This is a genomic window from Curtobacterium pusillum, assembly GCF_007673235.1.
GTDB lineage: Bacteria > Actinomycetota > Actinomycetes > Actinomycetales > Microbacteriaceae > Curtobacterium > Curtobacterium pusillum_C.
On the sequence record NZ_VDZH01000002.1, the window covers coordinates 141,044 to 158,772 of the forward strand.

General features: G+C 72.1%; 12 protein-coding genes. 2 read left to right on the top strand and 10 right to left on the bottom strand.

The features are described 5' to 3' along the window. The first annotated feature begins 29 nt into the window (after positions 1–29). Together FS532_RS05350 and FS532_RS05355 are read left to right on the top strand one after the other, a co-directional pair. The gene (locus tag FS532_RS05350; RefSeq protein ID WP_144751123.1) at positions 30–1,154 is read left to right on the top strand and encodes an alpha/beta hydrolase family protein; all 1,125 of its coding nucleotides are present in this window, start codon (positions 30–32) and stop codon (positions 1,152–1,154) included. Between the two features lie 25 nt (positions 1,155–1,179). Continuing rightward, positions 1,180–1,554: a DUF7882 family protein gene (locus tag FS532_RS05355; RefSeq protein WP_144751125.1), complete on the top strand. Its 375-nt coding sequence runs from the start codon at positions 1,180–1,182 to the stop codon at positions 1,552–1,554. 337 nt (positions 1,555–1,891) lie between these two features. Here FS532_RS05355 and FS532_RS05360 read toward each other — a convergent pair whose 3' ends face one another. From FS532_RS05360 to FS532_RS05405, 10 genes are all read right to left on the bottom strand, one after another. Next, a complete protein-coding gene (locus tag FS532_RS05360; RefSeq protein WP_144751127.1) occupies positions 1,892–3,679 on the bottom strand; it encodes a sulfite reductase subunit alpha in 1,788 nt (595 codons plus the stop codon). Continuing rightward, complete coding sequence (locus FS532_RS05365) at positions 3,676–9,231, bottom strand: glutamate synthase-related protein (RefSeq protein ID WP_144751129.1); 5,556 nt, start codon at positions 9,229–9,231, stop codon at positions 3,676–3,678. The genes FS532_RS05360 and FS532_RS05365 overlap by 4 nt, the downstream gene beginning before the upstream one ends. Positions 9,232–9,416: 185 nt before the next feature. Further along, entirely contained in the window at positions 9,417–10,691 is a 1,275-nt protein-coding gene (locus FS532_RS05370; protein ID WP_144751131.1) for a bifunctional glycosyltransferase family 2/GtrA family protein, read from the bottom strand. 162 nt (positions 10,692–10,853) lie between these two features. Continuing rightward, positions 10,854–11,129, bottom strand: coding sequence for a hypothetical protein (locus FS532_RS05375; RefSeq protein ID WP_144751133.1), 276 nt, complete (start codon positions 11,127–11,129; stop codon positions 10,854–10,856). Positions 11,130–11,229: 100 nt separating this feature from the next. After that, positions 11,230–12,807 carry a sensor histidine kinase gene (locus FS532_RS05380; protein WP_144751134.1) on the bottom strand — a complete coding sequence of 526 codons (1,578 nt, stop codon included), beginning with the start codon at positions 12,805–12,807 and terminating at the stop codon, positions 11,230–11,232. Next, positions 12,804–13,526, bottom strand: coding sequence for a response regulator transcription factor (locus FS532_RS05385; protein ID WP_144751136.1), 723 nt, complete (start codon positions 13,524–13,526; stop codon positions 12,804–12,806). The genes FS532_RS05380 and FS532_RS05385 overlap by 4 nt, the downstream gene beginning before the upstream one ends. Before the next feature lie 10 nt (positions 13,527–13,536). After that, complete coding sequence (locus FS532_RS05390; RefSeq protein ID WP_260852575.1) at positions 13,537–15,672, bottom strand: ArnT family glycosyltransferase; 2,136 nt, start codon at positions 15,670–15,672, stop codon at positions 13,537–13,539. Between the two features lie 123 nt (positions 15,673–15,795). Beyond that, a complete protein-coding gene (locus FS532_RS05395) occupies positions 15,796–16,608 on the bottom strand; it encodes a fructosamine kinase family protein (RefSeq protein ID WP_144751138.1) in 813 nt (270 codons plus the stop codon). A gap of 34 nt (positions 16,609–16,642) precedes the next feature. Next, a complete protein-coding gene (locus FS532_RS05400; protein ID WP_260852614.1) occupies positions 16,643–17,242 on the bottom strand; it encodes a PIN domain-containing protein in 600 nt (199 codons plus the stop codon). Positions 17,243–17,273: 31 nt separating this feature from the next. Continuing rightward, positions 17,274–17,696, bottom strand: a complete 423-nt coding sequence (locus FS532_RS05405) for an excisionase family DNA-binding protein (RefSeq protein WP_144751142.1) — start codon at positions 17,694–17,696, stop codon at positions 17,274–17,276. Positions 17,697–17,729: the final 33 nt, after the last annotated feature.

The window sequence follows — 17,729 nt, forward strand, 5'->3', positions numbered from 1 at the left end:
CGCAACGGCTTCCTCGGTATCGTTCGCGGGTGACGATCGTGTGGTGGGTCCTCGGTGGACTGGTGGTGGTGCTCACGGCGTCCCTCCTGGTGGTCCGGGCCGTGGTGGGGCGGATCGTCCTGCCCGGGACGGACCGCTGGACCCCGGTGCTCGAGGTCTCGGACGACTCGGTGCTGCTGCCGATCACGGACGACACCCTGCACGCAGGGGAGTACGGCCTGTGGCACGACGGCGCTGGGCACACCACCGTCGGACCCGTGCTCGAGGTCGATGAGTCCGCGGGCACCGTGCGACGCGCCGTTCTGCGGACCACCGGTGACGTGGGGTCCCGGGTGCGGTGGAGCGGGCACGTGCACCCCGACCCTGCCGCGATGGGGGTCGACTGGTCCGAGGTCGCGCTGGACACCCCGGTCGGACCGGCGCCGGCGTGGATCGTCCGACCGTCCGACGGCGCCGACCGGTCCTCGCGCACCTGGGCCGTGCACGTCCACGGCATCCGGACCACCCGGGTGACCGCACTCCGGACCGTCCCCGCTGCCCTGGAGCTCGGCTGGACCTCGATCGTGCCCTCGTTCCGCGGTGACGGTGAGGCCCCGCGGGAGGGCCGCGCGTCGCACCTCGGCGCTCGCGAGTGGCCCGACGTCGACGCCGCGCTCGACCACGCCGTCGCCCACGGTGCCGAACGGATCGTCGTCGTGGCCTGGTCGATGGGCGCGACGATCACCCACGAACTGCTCGGCAGGTCGGCGCACCGGGACCGCGTAGCCGGGGTCGTCCTCGTGGCACCCGCGCTCGACTGGGAGGCCACCGTGCGCTCCCAGGCCGCCCGTGCCGGGGTGCCCGGTGTCGTGGTCGGGGCGGCGCTCGGTGCGATGGCGTCCCCGCTGCTCTGCCGTGCGGTCGGGCTCCGGTCCCGCGTCGACGTCCGGACGCTGTCCTGGCTGCGGCGTCCACCGGCGCTGCCCCCGGTGCTGCTCGTGCACTCGACGGGGGACACCACGGTGCCCTTCGCCGTGAGCGAGGAGTTCGCGTCGCGCCACCCGGACACGGTCACGCTCGCGGTGAGCGCGCCGGCCGAGCACGCCTGGGAACGCAACGCGGACGCGGTCTGGTTCGACGAGCAGGTCACCGCGTGGGCGGACCGGCTCGGCTGACAGCCCGTCCGGTGTACAAGGACACATGGGCCATCTGATCTACGCGGGCGAACAGCTCGACCTCGCCGTGGACGACCGCGCTCTGACGCACCTGCAGATCGTCATCGTGAACCTGCTCCGTCGGGAACACCGCTTCGTGTTCTCGTGGAAGGACGACGTCCTGCGCGGCGACGGCCGGAGCGCGATCTGGCTCCACCCGGACGTGAGCCTGCACTTCAAGTTCTCCGGCAGCCGCGTCCCCTCGATCAACCGCAGTTGGCTCGAGGAGCTCTACGCGGCCGCGACCTCCGGTTCCGGCCTGGTCCTGACCCCGGAGCCGCCGGACACCAGCACCGCGGAGGACTCGGCGTGGTCGCGAGCCGTGGTGCCGGGCGACGCACCGGACGGCTCGGGGCGCTAGCACGACCCGTGTGTCCGGTCAACGGGTTCCGCACGGACGTGCAAGGCCGTAGGTTGTGTGTCACCGCGAGCGTCCGCGCCGGCCCAGGGAGCCGGAACGGGTCCGCCGGCGGTCGAGGGGGGAACCACGCGTCGCGCGAGGGAGTCCCGGATCAGGAGTCTCCCAGCCCCCAGCGCCCCCTCACCGTCGTCCCGGTCGCGGATTCGGGTTCCGCACCGGGACGACGGCGTCGGGCGTGCGCACGCGCCGTCGCACGGTGGGACGCCTGTCCCCTCGCACGGAGCGCGGAACCTCGCACACTGCCGAGCCGGCTGTCGCACGGCCCCGGGCACGCGGCTCAGTACACGTCGCGGACGTAGCGCTTCCCGCGGCGCATGTCGGCGAGGTACGCCTGCGCGTCGTCCTCGCCCTTGCCGCGCTGGGACCCGATGACGGACAGCAGGGCCGACTCGACGTCCTTCGCCATCCGGGAGGCGTCGCCGCACACGTACACGTGCCCGCCGTCCTCGAGCCACCGGTACAGCTCCGCGCCCTGTTCGAGCATCCGGGTCTGCACGTAGACCTTCTCGGCCTGGTCGCGCGAGAACGCCAGGTCGAGGCGGTTCAGCACGCCCTGCTCCTGCAGCGTCGTGAGCTCGTCCTCGTACACGAAGTCGGTGTCGCGGTGCTGGTCGCCGAAGAACAGCCAGTTCCGGCCGCTGGCTCCCGCGATCGCACGTTCGTGCAGGAACCCGCGGAACGGTGCGATGCCGGTGCCGGGGCCGATCATGATCATCGGCGCGGACGGGTCCGCCGGCACCCCGAACGAGGCGTTGGGCTGCAGGTACACGTCGACGGTGCCGTCGGGTGAGACCCGGTCGGCGAGGAACGTCGACGCGACACCGGCGTACATGCGGTGCGGGTCGCCGTAGCGGACGGACGCGATCGTCAGGTGGATGCGGTCCGGGTGCGCGAGCGGGCTCGACGAGATCGAGTACTGGCGGGCCTGCAGCGGTCGGAGGTTCGGCAGCAGTTCGTCGAGGCCCGGTGCCGCGGGACCGGCGTCGCGCAGGAGGTCGAGGACGTCCCGTCCCCAGAGCCAGCGGTCGAGTTCGTGCTTGTCCCCGTGCGAGACGACCGCGGCGAGCTCGCTCGACGGTGCGCGCTGGACGAGGTCGGCGATGAGGTCCTTCGAGGGCGTCCGGATCTCGCGGTCGGTCCGCAGGACCTCGGTGACCGGTCGACCGTCCAGCGACTCGGAGCCGTTCGCGCCGACCTGCTCGAGCAGCTCGCCGACGAAGACCTCGTCGTTGACCGGCACGACCGCCAGGGCGTCGCCGGCCGCGTACTCGATGCCGGAGTCGCCGAGGTCGAACTCGTAGTGCCGGATCTCCTTCGCGCTGCGCGGCGAGGAGAGCAGCCGGTTCTCGACCAGCTTCGACGGGAACGGGTTGCGCTTGTTCCACTGGGAACCCGGCCTGGAGGCACGGCTCGCGCCCGCCCCGCCGGACGCGGTCGCCGACGTGGCCGGGTCGCCGGCGGGGCCGGACGCGCCGGGTTGCGCGCCCGCTTCTGCCGCGAGTCGGTCGAGCACCGCGGCGGTCCACAGCACAGCCGGGTCCTCGAAGTCCACGTCGCAGTCGACACGGTCGTGGATCCGCGTCGCGCCGAGCTGTTCGAACCGGGTGTCGAGGAGCTTGCCGGCCTGGCAGAACTCGTCGTAGCTGGTGTCGCCGAGCCCGAGCACCGCGTACTGCAGCCCTTCGAGCCGCGGCACGGTGGTCGCCTGGATCGCGTCCCAGAACAGTCCGGCGTTGTCGGGCATCTCGCCCTCGCCGTACGTCGAGGTGACGACGAGCACGTGCGACATCCCGGCGAGCTGCTCCGGCATGACGGCGTCGAGCGCGGTGGCACGACCGCCGAGCCCGCGGGCCTTCGCGCCGGAGACCAGCTCGTCGGCGAGGAACTCCGCGTTGCCGGTCTGCGTGCCGAACAGCACGTCGATCGTCGTCGTCGGAGCGCCGCCCGAGGCACGCTTGCCCGCGGCGGCGATGCCCGCGATGAAGCCGGCGAGCCAGGATTCCTGGGCGGCCGAGAACGGTGCGTCGACGGGGATCAGCGATCCGGTCGGGGGCAGGAGGCTCACAGGGACACCGCCTCGGTCGGCGCCAGCGGTGCACGGCCGGCGATGTCCTCGAGCGCCGCGTTCGCGAGCAGCTCGTCGAAGAGGGCCTCGCGGACGCGGCCGTCGTTCTTGGCGTTCTGGTGCATGATCCACCCGGTGGTGCCCGGCGCGTCCATGCTGCGGTTGTTCCGCTGCGTGAGCGCGCGCTTGTAGTCGTCGAGGCGCTTGATGGCGATGAGGGTCGCGAGCTGGTCGTCCGCGAACCGGTCGAGCGTGCCGCGCAGGTACTTCACGACGCGCTGCTTCACGAAGAAGTCCTCGGTGAGGACGAGGTTCTTGACGGCCTCGGTCACGCGCGGGTCGTTCGGACCCGCGGCACCCGGGACCCGCTCCAGCGCGAGGTCCTGCGCGACGCCGAGCACCGTGTACGACGACAGGAGCGAGAACATGTCGTCGCCCTGGTCGCCGAGCGCCGGGGCACGGCCGCCGAGCACGGCACGCTGGTCGCGGTAGTCGACCTTGAACGCGCGGAGCTTGTCCGTCGCGATCGAGGTCGCCAGCTCGTCGAGCAGCTCGTTCCGGCTCGCCGCGGCCAAGATCTCGCCGGCGTCCTGGGTGAGCAGGAGCGCGCGGGGCATGCCGACGTACACGTGCTGGCGCGTGGTCTCCCAGCCGGCGAGCAGACGCTCGGCCAGCGCCGAGCCCGTCGCCTCGAGGTGCCACTCGAGCAGCAGGCGCGCGGCGGCCTCGTGGAAGGACCCGCGCTCGGTGTCGGTGACGGGGAACACGAGGAGCGAGTCGGTGCTCGCGCGCTCGGTGACCTGACCGGACGGGTCGTACTGGTACAGGAACCCGCCGGACATGCCGTTGCCGAGGCCCTTGCCGAACGACCCGAGGTTGAACACGGCGCCGCCGGTCATGTACTCGCAGCCGAAGTCGCCGACGCCCTCGACGACCGCGCTCGCCCCGGAGTTGCGCACGGCGAACCGGTCGCCGGCCTCGCCCTCGACGAACGTGCGACCGCCGGTGGCGCCGAACAGGGCGAAGTTGCCGACGAGGACGTTGCCGCCCTGGTCGGTGCTGCCGCCGCCGGGCGCTCGGACGATGATCCGGCCACCGCTCTGGCTCTTGCCGACGCCGTCGTTCGCGGTGCCGGTGTGCTCGAGCACGATGCCGTCGTTGTTGAACACGCCGTAGGACTGCCCGGCCGACCCCTGGGTACGGATCGTGACCGCGCCGTCCACCAGGCGACGGCGGCCACGGTCGTCCGTGGTGATCGCCGGGTGCCCGGACAGGTCGCTGTCGCGCAGCTCGTGGTTGAGGAGCCGCTCGACGTCGATGCCGAGCTGACCACCGACGGACTTGTCGCTGTTGCCGAGCAGCACGCCGTGCACGAGCACGTGCTCCTGCTCGTGGTCGACCAGGGCCGTGCGGACCCGCTCGAGCAGCGCGTCGTCGGTGTGGAAGTCCTTCTCGAGGTACTCCGGGTCCTCGACGACCTTCTCCGGGACCTGCGCGAGGAGCGCTCGGACGTCGAGGCGCCCGACGCTCGCCGGGTGGTCGAGGAGCTGCAGCAGGTCGGTCCGGCCACGGGCCTCGCGGAGGGAGCGCAGGCCGAGGCGGGCGAGGATCTGCCGGACGTCGTGGGCGATGTTGAGCAGGTACTGCGCGAGCGCACGTGGGTCGCCCTCGAACGCCTCGGCGTTCGTGGTCAGGCCGGCCGGGCACTTCACGTTGCAGTTCTTCGCCATCACGCAGCCGAGCATCATGAGCGCGGTGGTGCCGAACTCGAAGCTGTCGCCGCCGAGCAGGGCGCTGGTGACGACGTCGCTGCCGGTCTGGTGCGCGCCGGAGCAGCGCAGCGTGACCTTCTGGCGGAGGCCGTTCGCGACGAGGGCCTGGTGGACCTCGGCCACACCGATCTCCGCGGAACGACCCGCGTACTTCAGGCTCGTGACGGCCGCGGCGCCCGTGCCGCCGGTGTTGCCCGCGACGTTGATGACGTCGGCGCCGGCCTTCGCGACACCGACCGCGATGGTGCCGATGCCCTCGGAGGACACCAGCTTCACGATCACCCGGACACGGGCGGCCTTGCAGTCGTGGATGAGCTGCGCGAGGTCCTCGATCGAGTACGTGTCGTGGTGCGGCGGCGGCGAGATGAGTTCGACGCCGGGCGTGCCACCACGGGCCGCGGCGATGTCCACCGTGACCTTCGGCGCGGGCAGCTGACCGCCCTCGCCGGGCTTCGCGCCCTGACCGATCTTGATCTCGAGTTCCTCGAGCATCGGGTCGGCGAGGTAGCCCGCCCAGATGCCGAAGCGACCCGAAGCGAACTGCTTGATCCGCGAGCCGCGGATGGTGCCGTAGCGGGAGTGGTGCTCACCGCCCTCACCGCTGTTCGACATGCCGCCGACCATGTTCGTGCCGTGCGCCACCGCCTCGTGCGCGGTCGCGACGAGGGCGCCGTGGCTCATCGCACCGGACGCGAGGGTCCGGGTGATCTCGTGGGCCGGCTGGACCTCGTCGAGCGCGACGCTGTCCGGGGCGCTCTCGAGCAGCACGAGCAGGTCGACCGCCGTGCCGGTGGCGCGCAGCGTCACCTGGGTCTCGTCGACGGAGTCGACGTCGACCTGGCCGGGGTGCAGCAGCGCGAGGCCGTCTGCCAGGGCCGCGTGGCGCAGTGCACCCGTCGTCCCCGTCGACGTGAGCTGCAGGCGGAAGCGCTCCGTGCCTCCAGGCAGAGCGTCGGACGACGACGGACGCGAGCCGGACAGACCGCGCACCGTGACGCTCGCGTTGCCGGTCGTGGCGAAGCGGCCGAGTTCGCGGGCGAAGTCCTCTGCCGTGTCGATGCCGGTGACGTCCGCGGGCAGCGCGAGCACGTCGCGGAGGGCCGCGGGACGGCGCGAGCGCTCGTCGTGCGTGGTCTGCAGGAAGGTGACGTAGCCCGGGGTGATCCGGTGCGCGTCGATCTCGGCGTCGCTCAGGCGGTCGTACCCGGTGTTGCGGTACGCCGTGTCGGTGATGCCGAACGCGTCGTCGAGCTGTCCGAGGGTGAGGAGCCGGAGCGCCTCGGAGTCGCCGGAGCGCTCGAACGACGGACGTTCCTCGGTCATGCCGCCGAAGCCGCGCACGCTCGCGACGCCGAACGAGTGCCCGGCGCCGTCCGAGCGCTCCTTGAAGAGACCGAGCATGGGCACCTGGCCCTCGGACTCGACGCTGCGGGCGCGCTCGTGCCAGTCCGTCGCAGCCTGGGCGATGCGGGCGAAGCCGACACCGCCGACCGGGGCCTGCATGTGCGGGAAGACCCGGGCGAACAGGTCGTCACGCGTGTCGAGGTAGTTCGGTTCGAAGAACTCGCCGCCGATGTAGCTCTCGGCGGTGCAGAGCCCGACGCGACCCATCGTCTTGGCGAGGGCCTTCTCGGCGGCCTTCCGGAACTGCTTGAGCGCGAGGTCGGTCGCGGTCAGCTCGCCGGCCGGGGCGGGCGCGGCGGGGTACTTCTCCTCCGCACGCAGCCGTGCCGACAGGCTGTACACAGCCGCGGCACCGAAGCCGAGCGCCGTCGCCACGTGGTGTGACGATGGCAGCTGACCGGACTCGGCGACCACGGAGACCCGCAGCCGCAGGCCGGTCTCGATGAGTCGCTGGTTGACGGCGGCGACGGCGAGGATGACCGGGAGGGGCGCATGCGTCGACGACACGTTGCGGTCGGTGAGCACGGCGATCCCGCCGGTGTGCTCGGCGAACTGCTCGACGGCGGTGCACAGCTCGTCGACGGCGGCGCGCACGGCGGACGCGTTGGCCTGCTCGTCGCCGAGCACGGGCACGTAGAGCATCTCGAACCGCTCCAGCGGCACGATGTCCTGGTCGCGCAGTCGGACCATGTCGAGGTGCCCGAGGATCGGGGACTGCACGACGAGCTGCCGGGTCGCGGAACCCGTTCCGTCCGGCTTCGCACCGAGGGCCACGCGCATCGACATGCCGTCGGCCTCGCGGATCGAGTCGAGCGGCGGGTTCGTCACCTGGGCGAAGCGCTGCGAGAAGTACTTCGCCATGCCGCCCTCGGTGTCGCTCAGGGCGTTGATCGCGTTGCCGTAGCCCATCGCCGAGATGCGCTCCGAGCCGTTCTGCAGCATCGGGTCGAGCATGAACCGGAAGCTCTCCTGGTTCAGCGAGTACGCCACGTAGCGGCCCGCGAGCGACAGGTCGCCGTCGTAGCCGAGCGTCGTCGTCGTGCGCTGGTACTCCGGCGCCGGCAGGTCGTCGAGGTTCACGCGGGCGGCGTCGAGCAGGGCTCCGTAGGGCTTGCGCGCCGCGAGCATCTCGAGCACCTCGCGGGTGCGCATCAGCGTGCCGGTGCGGTGGTCGACGACGAGCATGCCGCCCGCCTCGATGCGGCCGCGGTGCACGACCTCGTCGGCGTCGAACTCGACCTGACCGGCCTCGGACGACACCATCAGGTACTCGGCGGTCTGCACCGAGCGCAGCGGGCGGAGGCCCAGGCGGTCGAGGCGCGCGCCGACGACGTCGCCGTCGCTGAAGATCACGGCGGCGGGCCCGTCGTTCTTCTCCTCGTACAGCGAGAAGAACTCGAGCATGTCCCGCACGTCGGGCGTCAGTGTGCGGTCGTTCTCCCACGCCGGCGGCATGAGCGACACCACGGCCTCGACGATCTCGAGTCCGTCGTCGAACACCCGGCTCTGCAGGGTCTGGTCGAGGCGGCTCGAGTCGGACTGCCCGGGCGGGCGGACGATGCTGCGGGTGCGCGCGCGGGCCAGGGCCTCGTCGGACAGCCGGTTCTTCCGGTCGGTGTTCAGCTCGCCGTTGTGCGCCATCAGGCGGAACGGCTGCGCCATCGTCGGGTGCGGCTCGGTGTTCGTCGAGAACCGGGTGTGGAAGTACAGCGTCCGCACCGAGTGGCGGGGGTCCCGCAGGTCCGTGAAGTAGCCGATGACCTCGCCGGAGTTCAGGCGTCCCTTGAGGATCTGGGTCCGCGCGCTGAGCGACAGCGGGTACAGGGCGGCGTGCTCGGCGTGGTCGGCGGCGGCCTGTCCGTACGAGACGGCCTCGATCGCGAGCAGAGCACGGTTCGCCGCGGCGTCGACCTCGGTGCGCGCCCAGTCCGACGGTGCGCGGAAGACCCACTGCACGATCGGCAGCTGGTACTGCTCGGCCTCCGGCCGGGCGACCGAGTGGTCCACCGGCACGTCACGGACGAGCAGGAGCTCGAAGCCCTCGTGCTCGATGGCGTCGGTCACGGTCTGCTGGGCTGCGGCCCGCTCGTCGTCGCCGGACGGCACGAAGCAGTTCGCGACGCCGAAGTGGCCGGCGCGGAGCTCCTCGCCGGTGATCGCGCTGAAGAACTCCACCGACAGGTCGATGCTCACGCCGGCACCGTCACCGACGCCCTCGGCGGACTTGCCGCCGCGGTGGGGGATGGCGCACAGCGCTTCGTCGCCCTTGCGGATGACGTCGTGGCTCGGCGTGCCGTCGAGTCGGGTGATGAAACCGACGCCGCAGTCGCTCGATTCGCGGGCAGGGTCGTAGAGACCGAAGGAGGAGGGGTTCACGTGTGCGGGTCCAGTGGGGCGTTGCCGGCAGCGGACGGCCAGGCTGCATCAGTGGAGCGCTCGCCGCGGGCAGACCGGTGGTGGCAGTCGGGCCCTGTGGGGTTGTGGTGCGGTGAGGCGATGCTACGGCGCGGTATACCGCCCGCGCAACACCGCGACGACCGCCCGGCCCGCCGCTCGCGTGATCAGGCTGCGCGCTCGTCCACCGCGGCGATCGGCTCGGTGACCGCGGTGCTCGCGTCCGCGGCCGGGGTCGTGCCCGGGCGGATGAGTTCCGGCCGCCGACGGGCCCGGAACACCCACGCCTTGAACAGGACGAACCGGACCCCGGTGGCGACGAGGTTCGCCGCCGTCAGCACCATGATCTCCGTACCGTGCGACGAGGTCGGAGCGGTCGCGTGCAGCACCACGAGCGACCCCGACGTGATCGCCCACGCGATGCCGAAGACCACGAGTCCCTGCACGTGGTGCCGGCCCGCACCCGCCCGGCCCCGCACCCCGAAGGTGAACCGCCGGTTGAGCGCGGTGTTGCCGATCGCGGTGACCAGCAGCGCGAGGAAGTCCGCCGTCTGCGCGCCGATCGCCGGTCGGAACAGCGCGTACAGCAGGGCGAACGCGACCGTCGACAGCACCCCGATCGCGCCGAACCGCAGCACCTGGCCGAGGATCCCGACGTGCGGCGGGGTGAACGGTCGGCGCCCGATCGCCTCGTACACGTCCGCGACCGGCACCCGGCCGGACGCGATGCCGCGGGACACCCGCCACATGCCCTTGAGGTCCTCCGTCGCGGTTGAGGCGATGTGCACCGACGAGTTGACGTCGTCCACCCAGTCGACGGGCACCTCGTGGATGCGCAGCCCCGCGTGCTCCGCCAGCACGAGCATCTCGGTGTCGAAGAACCACGCGTCGTCCTCGCAGAGCGGCAGCACGTGCTCGGCGGCTTGGCGGGTGATCGCCTTGAACCCGCACTGCGCATCGGAGAACGAGACCCCCATCGTGGCCCGGAGCAACAGGTTGTACGAGCGGGAGATGAACTCGCGCTTGCCGCCGCGCACCACCCGCGCCGAGTCTGCCAGCCGTGTGCCGATCGCGACGTCCGAGTGGCCGGACAGCAGTGGTGCCACGAGCGGCTCGAGCGCGGCGAGGTCCGTCGACAGGTCCTCGTCGACGTAGACGAGCACGGTCGCCGGGGACGCGCTCCACACGGCCTTGAGCGCTCGGCCACGTCCCTTCTGCGGGAGGTGCACGGCCTGCACGTCGGGCAGCATCGCGGCGAGGTCGTCCGCGATCCGGGCGGTGTCGTCCGTCGAGGCGTTGTCCGCGATCGTGATCCGCCACGAGTGGTGCAGCGACGTGCGGCAGAACGTGTGCAGCCGTCGGACGTGGGCGGCGAGCGTGTCCTGCTCGTTGTAGCAGGGGACGACGATGTCGATGTCGAGGGTCTGGTTCGTCTCCGTCATGCGCTCATGCTCGGCAGCGGGCATACGGGGACCGAAGCAGTGGCCTGTGCCGTCCCTAAGAACGCGCGCCCGGGCGGCGCGGGCCCGAGTTTCGTGCTGAGCGACACTTCTCGGGCGCAGGGACCCGAGAACTGTCGCTGGGCCCGAGACTCGTGGCCCGGGTCAGCGCGGGAGCAGGACCTGCACGACGGCGATCACCGCGAGCACCGCGATCGGGACACCCGCGATCCACGCGCCCGCGCGGATCTGCGTCCGGCGGATCGTGGGGCGGGCGTGCGAGGTCCGGGCGAACTCGGTCGCGGCGACGAGCTCCGGGGCGGCAGCGGGTGGCGCGGGCTCTGGCTGGGGCCGGTCGTCCTCGAACGCGGGCACCTCGACGACGAGGTCGTCGGCGCGTGGGCGCTCCGGAAGTCGTGCGAAGCCGTTCGCGTCCGTCATCGTGGCCCCTTCGTCCCGGTGCTCCCCAGTATGCGTCCCGCGGCCGCCTTCGAGTGAGCAGGAATCGTCGAGTCCACGGCGGCGACCCGACGATTTCTGCTCAGTCGACGCCGCCCGCGCCCGCGCCGCCCGCGCCCGCGCCGCCCGCGCCCGCGCCGCCGGCGCCCGGACCGGGCAGGTCGACCGTGAAGGCCGTGCGGCCCGGCTCCGAGGCCACGCGGACGAGCCCCTCGTGCGCCGTCACCACCGCCCGGACGATCGCGAGGCCCAGGCCGCTCGTCCCGGCCTCCCGGGAGCGTGAGGCCTCGCCACGGGTGAACCGGTCGAACAGCGTCGGCAGGGCCTCGGCGGGGATCGGCGGCCCGTCGTTGGCCACCACGAACCGCACGACGTCGCCCACCCGCTGCAGTGACACGACCACCGCAGTGCCGGCGGGCGTGTGCGTCCGGGCGTTCGCGAGCAGGTTCGTCACCACCCGGCGGAGCTGTCGCGGGTCGCCGGACACCACGAGCGGGTGGTCGTCGAGCACCTGCAGTGTCCACCGGTGTCCGGGCGCGGTCGCGCGGGCGTCCATGGTGGCCTCGACGACGAGCGACGTCAGGTCGACGGGCTCGCGCGCGGGTGCCGGCCCGGACGCCATCGCACCGGCGTCGAGGCGCGCGAGCAGCAGCAGTTCCTCGACGAGGTCGCCCATCCGCACCGCCTCGCGCCCGATCCGGTCGACGTTCCGGTGCATCGCGTCGACGTCCGACGACGACGCGGTCAGCTCGGCGTACGCCCGCACGGTGGCGATCGGCGTCCGCAGTTCGTGGGAGGCGTCGGCGATGAAGGTCCGCATCCCGGCCTCGGCGTCGCGTCGTACGGTGAGGGCGCGGGCGACGTGTCCGAGCAGTCGGTTCAGTGCGGTGCCGACCTGCGACACCTCACGGTTGGCGGCGAGGTCGGCCGGGCCCACCCGGACCGGGATCGCGGTGTCCCCGCGTTCGAGGTCGAGCGCGCTCACGTCGGATGCGACCGCCGCGACGCGCTCGAGGGGCCGGAGCGACCGCCGCACGAGCAGGGTCAGCGCCCACGCGGCGATGACCAGCCCCAGGACGGTGACGACGCCGATGACGAGCAGGAGCCGGGTGATCGCAGCGTCGAGGTCACCGAGTGGCAACGCCGTGACGAACACGTCACCGTCGTCGCCGACCGCCTGCACCCGGTAGGTGCCGAGCGTGCCGAGGTCGATCGTCGTCGGGTCGCCGTCGCTGGCCACCGCGGCGAGCGTCCGCTCCTGCGCCGAGGTCAGCCCGTGCTGCTCTCCGTCGCTGTCGGTGTACCCGCCGAGCACCGCCTTCCCGTCGCGGAAGATCGCGACGACGGTGCCGGCCGACTGTCCGGGAGCGCCGATGAACGCGTTGTCCGGGTCCGTCCCCGTCGCGCTCGAGGGCGGCGGAGGCCGCTGGCCGTCCGGGCCGCCGACGGTCCGGTTCGCCGCCGTCGAGAGTTCGGCGTCGAGCCGCTGCACGAGGTACCCGCGGAACGCGACGACGGTCACGGCTCCCACGACGACGTTGGTCGCGACGAGCAGGAGCGCCACGGCCGCCACGATCCGCCACCGGAGCGACGGCACGCGTCTCGTCCGGTCCGTCGGCTTCGGTCTGGAGGCGCGGATCGCCTCGGGCCGTCGGCTCACGTCGTCGGCCTGAGCACGTACCCTGCACCGCGGACCGTCTGCAGCATCGGCTCGCGTCCGGCGTCGAGCTTCTTCCGCAGGTACGACACGTACATGTCCACCAGGTTCGAGGACGTTCCGAAGTCCATGCCCCACACGTTCGCGAGGAGCTGTTCCCGGGACAGTACCCGGTTCGCGTTCCGGGCGAGGTGGCGCAGCAGCTCGTACTCGGTGGGGGTGAGGTCGATCGGGTCGCCAGCGCGGCTCACCGTCCGGGCGTCCTCGTCGAGGTGGAGGTCGCCGACGGTCGTCTCGGAGGCGCCCGCGGCGGCCGTCACCCGGGCGGAGGTCCGTGCGAGGATCCGGGCCCGCACGAGCAGCTCGTCGATGCCGAAGGGCTTCGTCAGGTAGTCGTCGCCCCCGCCGGTGAGTCCGGCGAGCCGGTCCTCGGGGGCGTCCCGCGCGGTGAGGAACAGGACGCGGACGTCGTCCCGGGCGTCCCGGAGCCGATCGAGCACCTCGAAGCCGTCGATGTCCGGCAGCATCACGTCGAGCACGATCACGTCGGGCTGGAACTCCCGCGCCGCGAACAGGACGTCCCGGCCGCGGTGCACGGCCCGCACGGACCAGCCGTCGCCCTCGAACGCGAGGGCGACGGCGTCCGCGAGGGCGTGCTCGTCGTCGACGACGAGGGCACGGACGGGAGTGCCGTCGGTGCGCTGCAGCGGTGACGCGGGCATGTCCCGGAGCCTACTTCGGGTCGCTCAGGTCGTAGACCGTCTGGCCGCCGACCGTCGTGCTGTCGTAGTTCGCCGCGACCCACTCCTGGATCGCCGAGGCGGTGGACGAACCGCCGCCCATCCCTCCACCGGTCCCGGAGGAGACGTAGTAGCCGATGTCCCCGGCGGCGACGTACGCCTTGAACTCGGCGAGCGTCGGTGCCGGGTCGCTCGACCAGCCGCCGATCGCCATCACGGCGGTGTCGGTGTCGAGCTCGATCTGCGCGGCGGACTGCGAACCGTTCACCGCGGCGGCCCACTTGGCGTCCGAGGCCTCGAGGAGCGTCTGCAGTGCCGACGAGGTCGTCGATCCCGCGCCGCCCATGCCGCCTCCGGTGCCGCTCGGCGCGTCGTCGGACGTCCCGTCGGTCGATCCACCCGGCATCTCGCCGGTCATGCCCTCGGGCGGTGTGCCGCCGGGACCCTGCTGGGTGCCGTTCGTGCTGTCGGAGCCGTCCGTCTCGGAACCGGAGGCCGACCCACCCGGTCCCCCCGCGCCTCCAGGCAGACCGCCACCCGTGCCGCCGCCACCCGTCCCGCCGGAGCTGCTGCCCGCCGGACCGACGCTCGGGATCGACCCGGAGTGCGCGACGGTCGTCGTCGCGAGGGCGTAGGCCGTGGTGCCGGTGAGCCCGAACAGCGTGCCGGCGAGGACGCCGACGGTGACGAGCTTGCGGAGCGTCGGCACGCTGCCGATGACGATCGCGGCGGCGGACAGCAACCCGCCGAACAGCATCACCCAGCGCAGCCACGGCAACCAGGTCGGGTTCTCGTTGAGGAGGCACCAGCCCCAGAACGCCGTGATCCCGATCATGGCCGCCAGACCGAGGCGACCGAGGAAGCGCTCGCGAGCGTGCCACAGCAGCGCGCCGCCGGTGCCGACGAGGCCCGCGATGGCCGGCGCCAACGCGACCGTGTAGTACGGGTGGATCGTCCCGGACATGTACGAGAACACGAGTCCGGTGACCAGGAGCCAGCCGCCCCACAGGACGAGACCGGCGCGGGCCGGGTCGGCGAGGTGCCGGCGGCCGACGACGACCAGGCCGACGATCAGCGCGATGAGCGCAGCGGGCAGCAGCCACGAGATCTCGAGGCCCATCTCGGAGGAGAACAGCCGGTTCAGTCCGGTCGAGCCGCCGAACGACGAGCCCGCGGTCCCGCCGGTCATGCCGCCGCCTCCGCCTCCACCCCCGTTGCCCGAGCCGCCGAAGATGCGGCCGAGGCCGTTGTAGCCGAACACCAGGTCGAGCACGGTGTTGTTCGTCGAGCCGCCGATGTACGGGCGGGACTCCGCGGGCCAGAGCCACACGGCGACGACCCACCAGCCGGCGGAGACCACGAGGGAGCCCGCGGCGATGAGCAGGCCGACGACCCGCTTGCCCCAGGTGGTGCGTGCTGCGAACAGGTACACGAGCCCGAAGGCGGGCAGGACCAGGAGCCCCTGCAGCATCTTCGTCAGGAACGCGAAGCCGAGGGCGACACCGGCCAGGGCGATCCACTTCCAGCTGCCCCGCGGCAGCGCCCGGACCGTGCAGTACGCGCCAGTGGTCATCAGGAAGACGAGCAGTGCGTCCGGGTTGTCGAACCGGAACATCAGCGCCGCCGCCGGGGTCGCCGCGACGACGAACCCGGCGAGCAGCGCGCCGACGTTCGCGGTCGTCGTGCCGACGCGGGTCAGGGTGCGGCGGACGGTGCCCCACACGAGCGCGACCGAGCCGACGGCCATGAGCGCCTGGGGGAGCAGGAGGCTGAAGCTCGAGAAGCCGAACAGTCGCGCCGACAACACCATCACCCAGAGCGAGGCTGGCGGCTTGTCCACCGTGATGAAGTTCGACGAGTCGAGGGAGCCGAAGAAGAACGCCTCCCACGACTTCGTGCCGGCCTGGACGGCTGCGGCGTAGAAGCTGTTGGCGTACCCGGAGACGCTGAGGTCCCAGAGGTACACCACGGCCGTCACGACGAGGAGCGCCCAGAACGCCGGGCGGAGCCAGCGGGCGTCCTCGCGCTCGCCGAGGAACAGGCGGGCGAGGGGCTTGCGACGCCGATCCTGCGCGTCACTGTGCGCGCGGTCGCGTCGATCGGTCACGGGTACCGGGTACGTGGTCATGCCAGTGAGGATTCCGGGCGTTCCCCGAACGACCCGATGGTCGGGCTTGGCGGTTCCTAAGAGCGGCGGGCGCGCTTCCGCGTGCCTCGCACCGTGCCGCGGCTGCCCTCGCACCGTGCGAGGTCAGGCGTACCGCTGCGCCGCCCGGATCGCCGCACCCGTGTACGAGCCGCCGAACAGGAACACGTGCAGCAGCAACGGCGCGAGCTGGTGCAGCTCGACGCGCTCCTGCCAGCCCGCGGCGAGCCGGGACTCGGCGTCGTAGGCGGCGAGGACGGTCTCGAGCCGGGGGAGTCCGAAGAGCCCGAGGAGCGCCAGGTCGCTCTCCGCGTGGCCGCCGTGCGGGTTGGCGTCGATGAGCACCGCGCCGGTGGGTTCAGCGGGGTCGCCGGGCCAGAGGACGTTCCCCGCCCAGAGGTCGCCGTGCAACCTCGCCGGACGGTCCCCGACCAGCACTGGCTGTGGCGACCCGAGCGTCCCGTCCTGCACCCGATCGGCGACCCGGTCGAACACCGCCGCCTGCGCGTGGTCGAACCCGCCTCGGTCGACGATCCGGCGGACGAAGTCGCGGATGCGGTACTCGGCGAAGAACTCGCCCCAGGTCGCCGGTGCGTCCGCCGCGGTGACGAAGGGCGTGCCCGAGCGCCCCATCCGGAGCGGACCGGCCGTCGGGAAGCCCGGAGCGGGCGTTCCCCATCCGTCAGCACCCGCGGCGTGCGTGTGTGCGAGCGACCGTCCGAAGCGCTCCGCCTGCGCCGAGCTCGGCGAACCGTCGTCGATCAGTTCCAGTTCGAGCACGGTCGGGGAGGGGCGTCCGAGGACCCGGGCGACCCGGGTGCCGCCGGACTCCTCGGCCGAGGCCAACCAGGCCAGACCGGCGGCCTCGGCGGCTGCTTCGTGCGGGTCGGTGAAGGTCTTCACGTGGGTCTCGGCCATCGCCCCATCCTGCCGAGCGTCCCTCCGTGCAGGGTCAGCGCCGGGGCGCCGGCGCTCGTCGGCATGCCTCGCCAGCGAGCACCCGCAGGTGCGACTCCACCCGGGCGGCGAACTGTGGACACCCCGCATCGCGCAACGCCTCGGCGAGTCCCCGGCGCGTGGCGACCGGACGAGCAGCCCAGTACTGGGTTTGCTGCCGCACCACGTCACGCACCGCACCCGGGGCCGAGTCGTCCACGAGCAGGAAGAAGTCGTCGCAGCGGTAGACCTCGTAGTTCGCTGCGTCGGTGTGGGTGAAGCCTTGGTCCTCGGTGAGCAGGACGTGTGCACGACATGCTTCGGCCGCAGCGTGCACATGGCGGTCGTCCGGGTCCGGTCCGGTGTACGCCAACGTGGCGTCGAACTCCTCGACGAGTTCGTCGATCGCACCGAGGACAGCCGCACGCAGCCGCGTCACCGCTCCACCCGGGAGTTCGGGGTGCTTGCGGCGGAGCGTCCGAACCGTCTCGGCGAGTACGTCCTCGGTCGTGTGCAACTGGAACATGCCGTCGGTCCGGAGTCGGAGGAGACAGGTCCAGTCGCGCAGCGTTCTGCTGCAGAACACGTTCGCATCGACGAACACCCGCTGGAGCATCACATTTCATACCGTAGCGGGCGGGGCCAGCTCAGTCGAACGCCTCGCCCGCTTCGAGCAGCTCTTGTGCGGCGATCCGACGTGCATCGCGACGCGTGACCCGAGCGGCGAGGACGTCCTCGCGTCGGAGCCGTCGGTGGGTCCCGACGCTCCGTGCTGCGATCTCACCGCGATCGATCATCTTCACCAGGGTCGGCCGCGAGACCCCGATCACGTCGGCTGCGACGGTCGTGGTCATCTCTTCGGGGAGCACGCTCGTGGACACTCCCGCACCGCCGGCCATGCTCTCGACCAGGTCGGCCAGGAAGGTCCCGAGTCGGTCCGGGAGGTCGATCGAAGAGCCGTCGTCGAGCGTCATCCTGACCGTGACGGCACGTCGGTCACCGGCCGAGGTCACGACGTCCGCTGCTTCGGCCCGCGCGACTTCGTCGACCGGGACTGCTCGACTCGTCATGGTTCCGGCGCGCAAGGTGTTCCTCCGATCGAC

Excerpts from the sequence above, each read along its gene's own strand:
- FS532_RS05355 (WP_144751125.1), top strand. The coding sequence starts at position 1,180 with ATGGGCCATCTGATCTACGCGGGCGAACAGCTCGACCTCGCCGTGGAC.
- FS532_RS05370 (WP_144751131.1), bottom strand. The coding sequence starts at position 10,691 with ATGACGGAGACGAACCAGACCCTCGACATCGACATCGTCGTCCCCTGC.
- FS532_RS05375 (WP_144751133.1), bottom strand. The coding sequence starts at position 11,129 with ATGACGGACGCGAACGGCTTCGCACGACTTCCGGAGCGCCCACGCGCC.
- FS532_RS05385 (WP_144751136.1), bottom strand. The coding sequence starts at position 13,526 with ATGCCCGCGTCACCGCTGCAGCGCACCGACGGCACTCCCGTCCGTGCC.
- FS532_RS05390 (WP_260852575.1), bottom strand. The coding sequence starts at position 15,672 with ATGACCACGTACCCGGTACCCGTGACCGATCGACGCGACCGCGCGCAC.
- FS532_RS05395 (WP_144751138.1), bottom strand. The coding sequence starts at position 16,608 with ATGGCCGAGACCCACGTGAAGACCTTCACCGACCCGCACGAAGCAGCC.
- FS532_RS05400 (WP_260852614.1), bottom strand. The coding sequence starts at position 17,242 with ATGCTCCAGCGGGTGTTCGTCGATGCGAACGTGTTCTGCAGCAGAACG.
- FS532_RS05405 (WP_144751142.1), bottom strand. The coding sequence starts at position 17,696 with ATGACGAGTCGAGCAGTCCCGGTCGACGAAGTCGCGCGGGCCGAAGCA.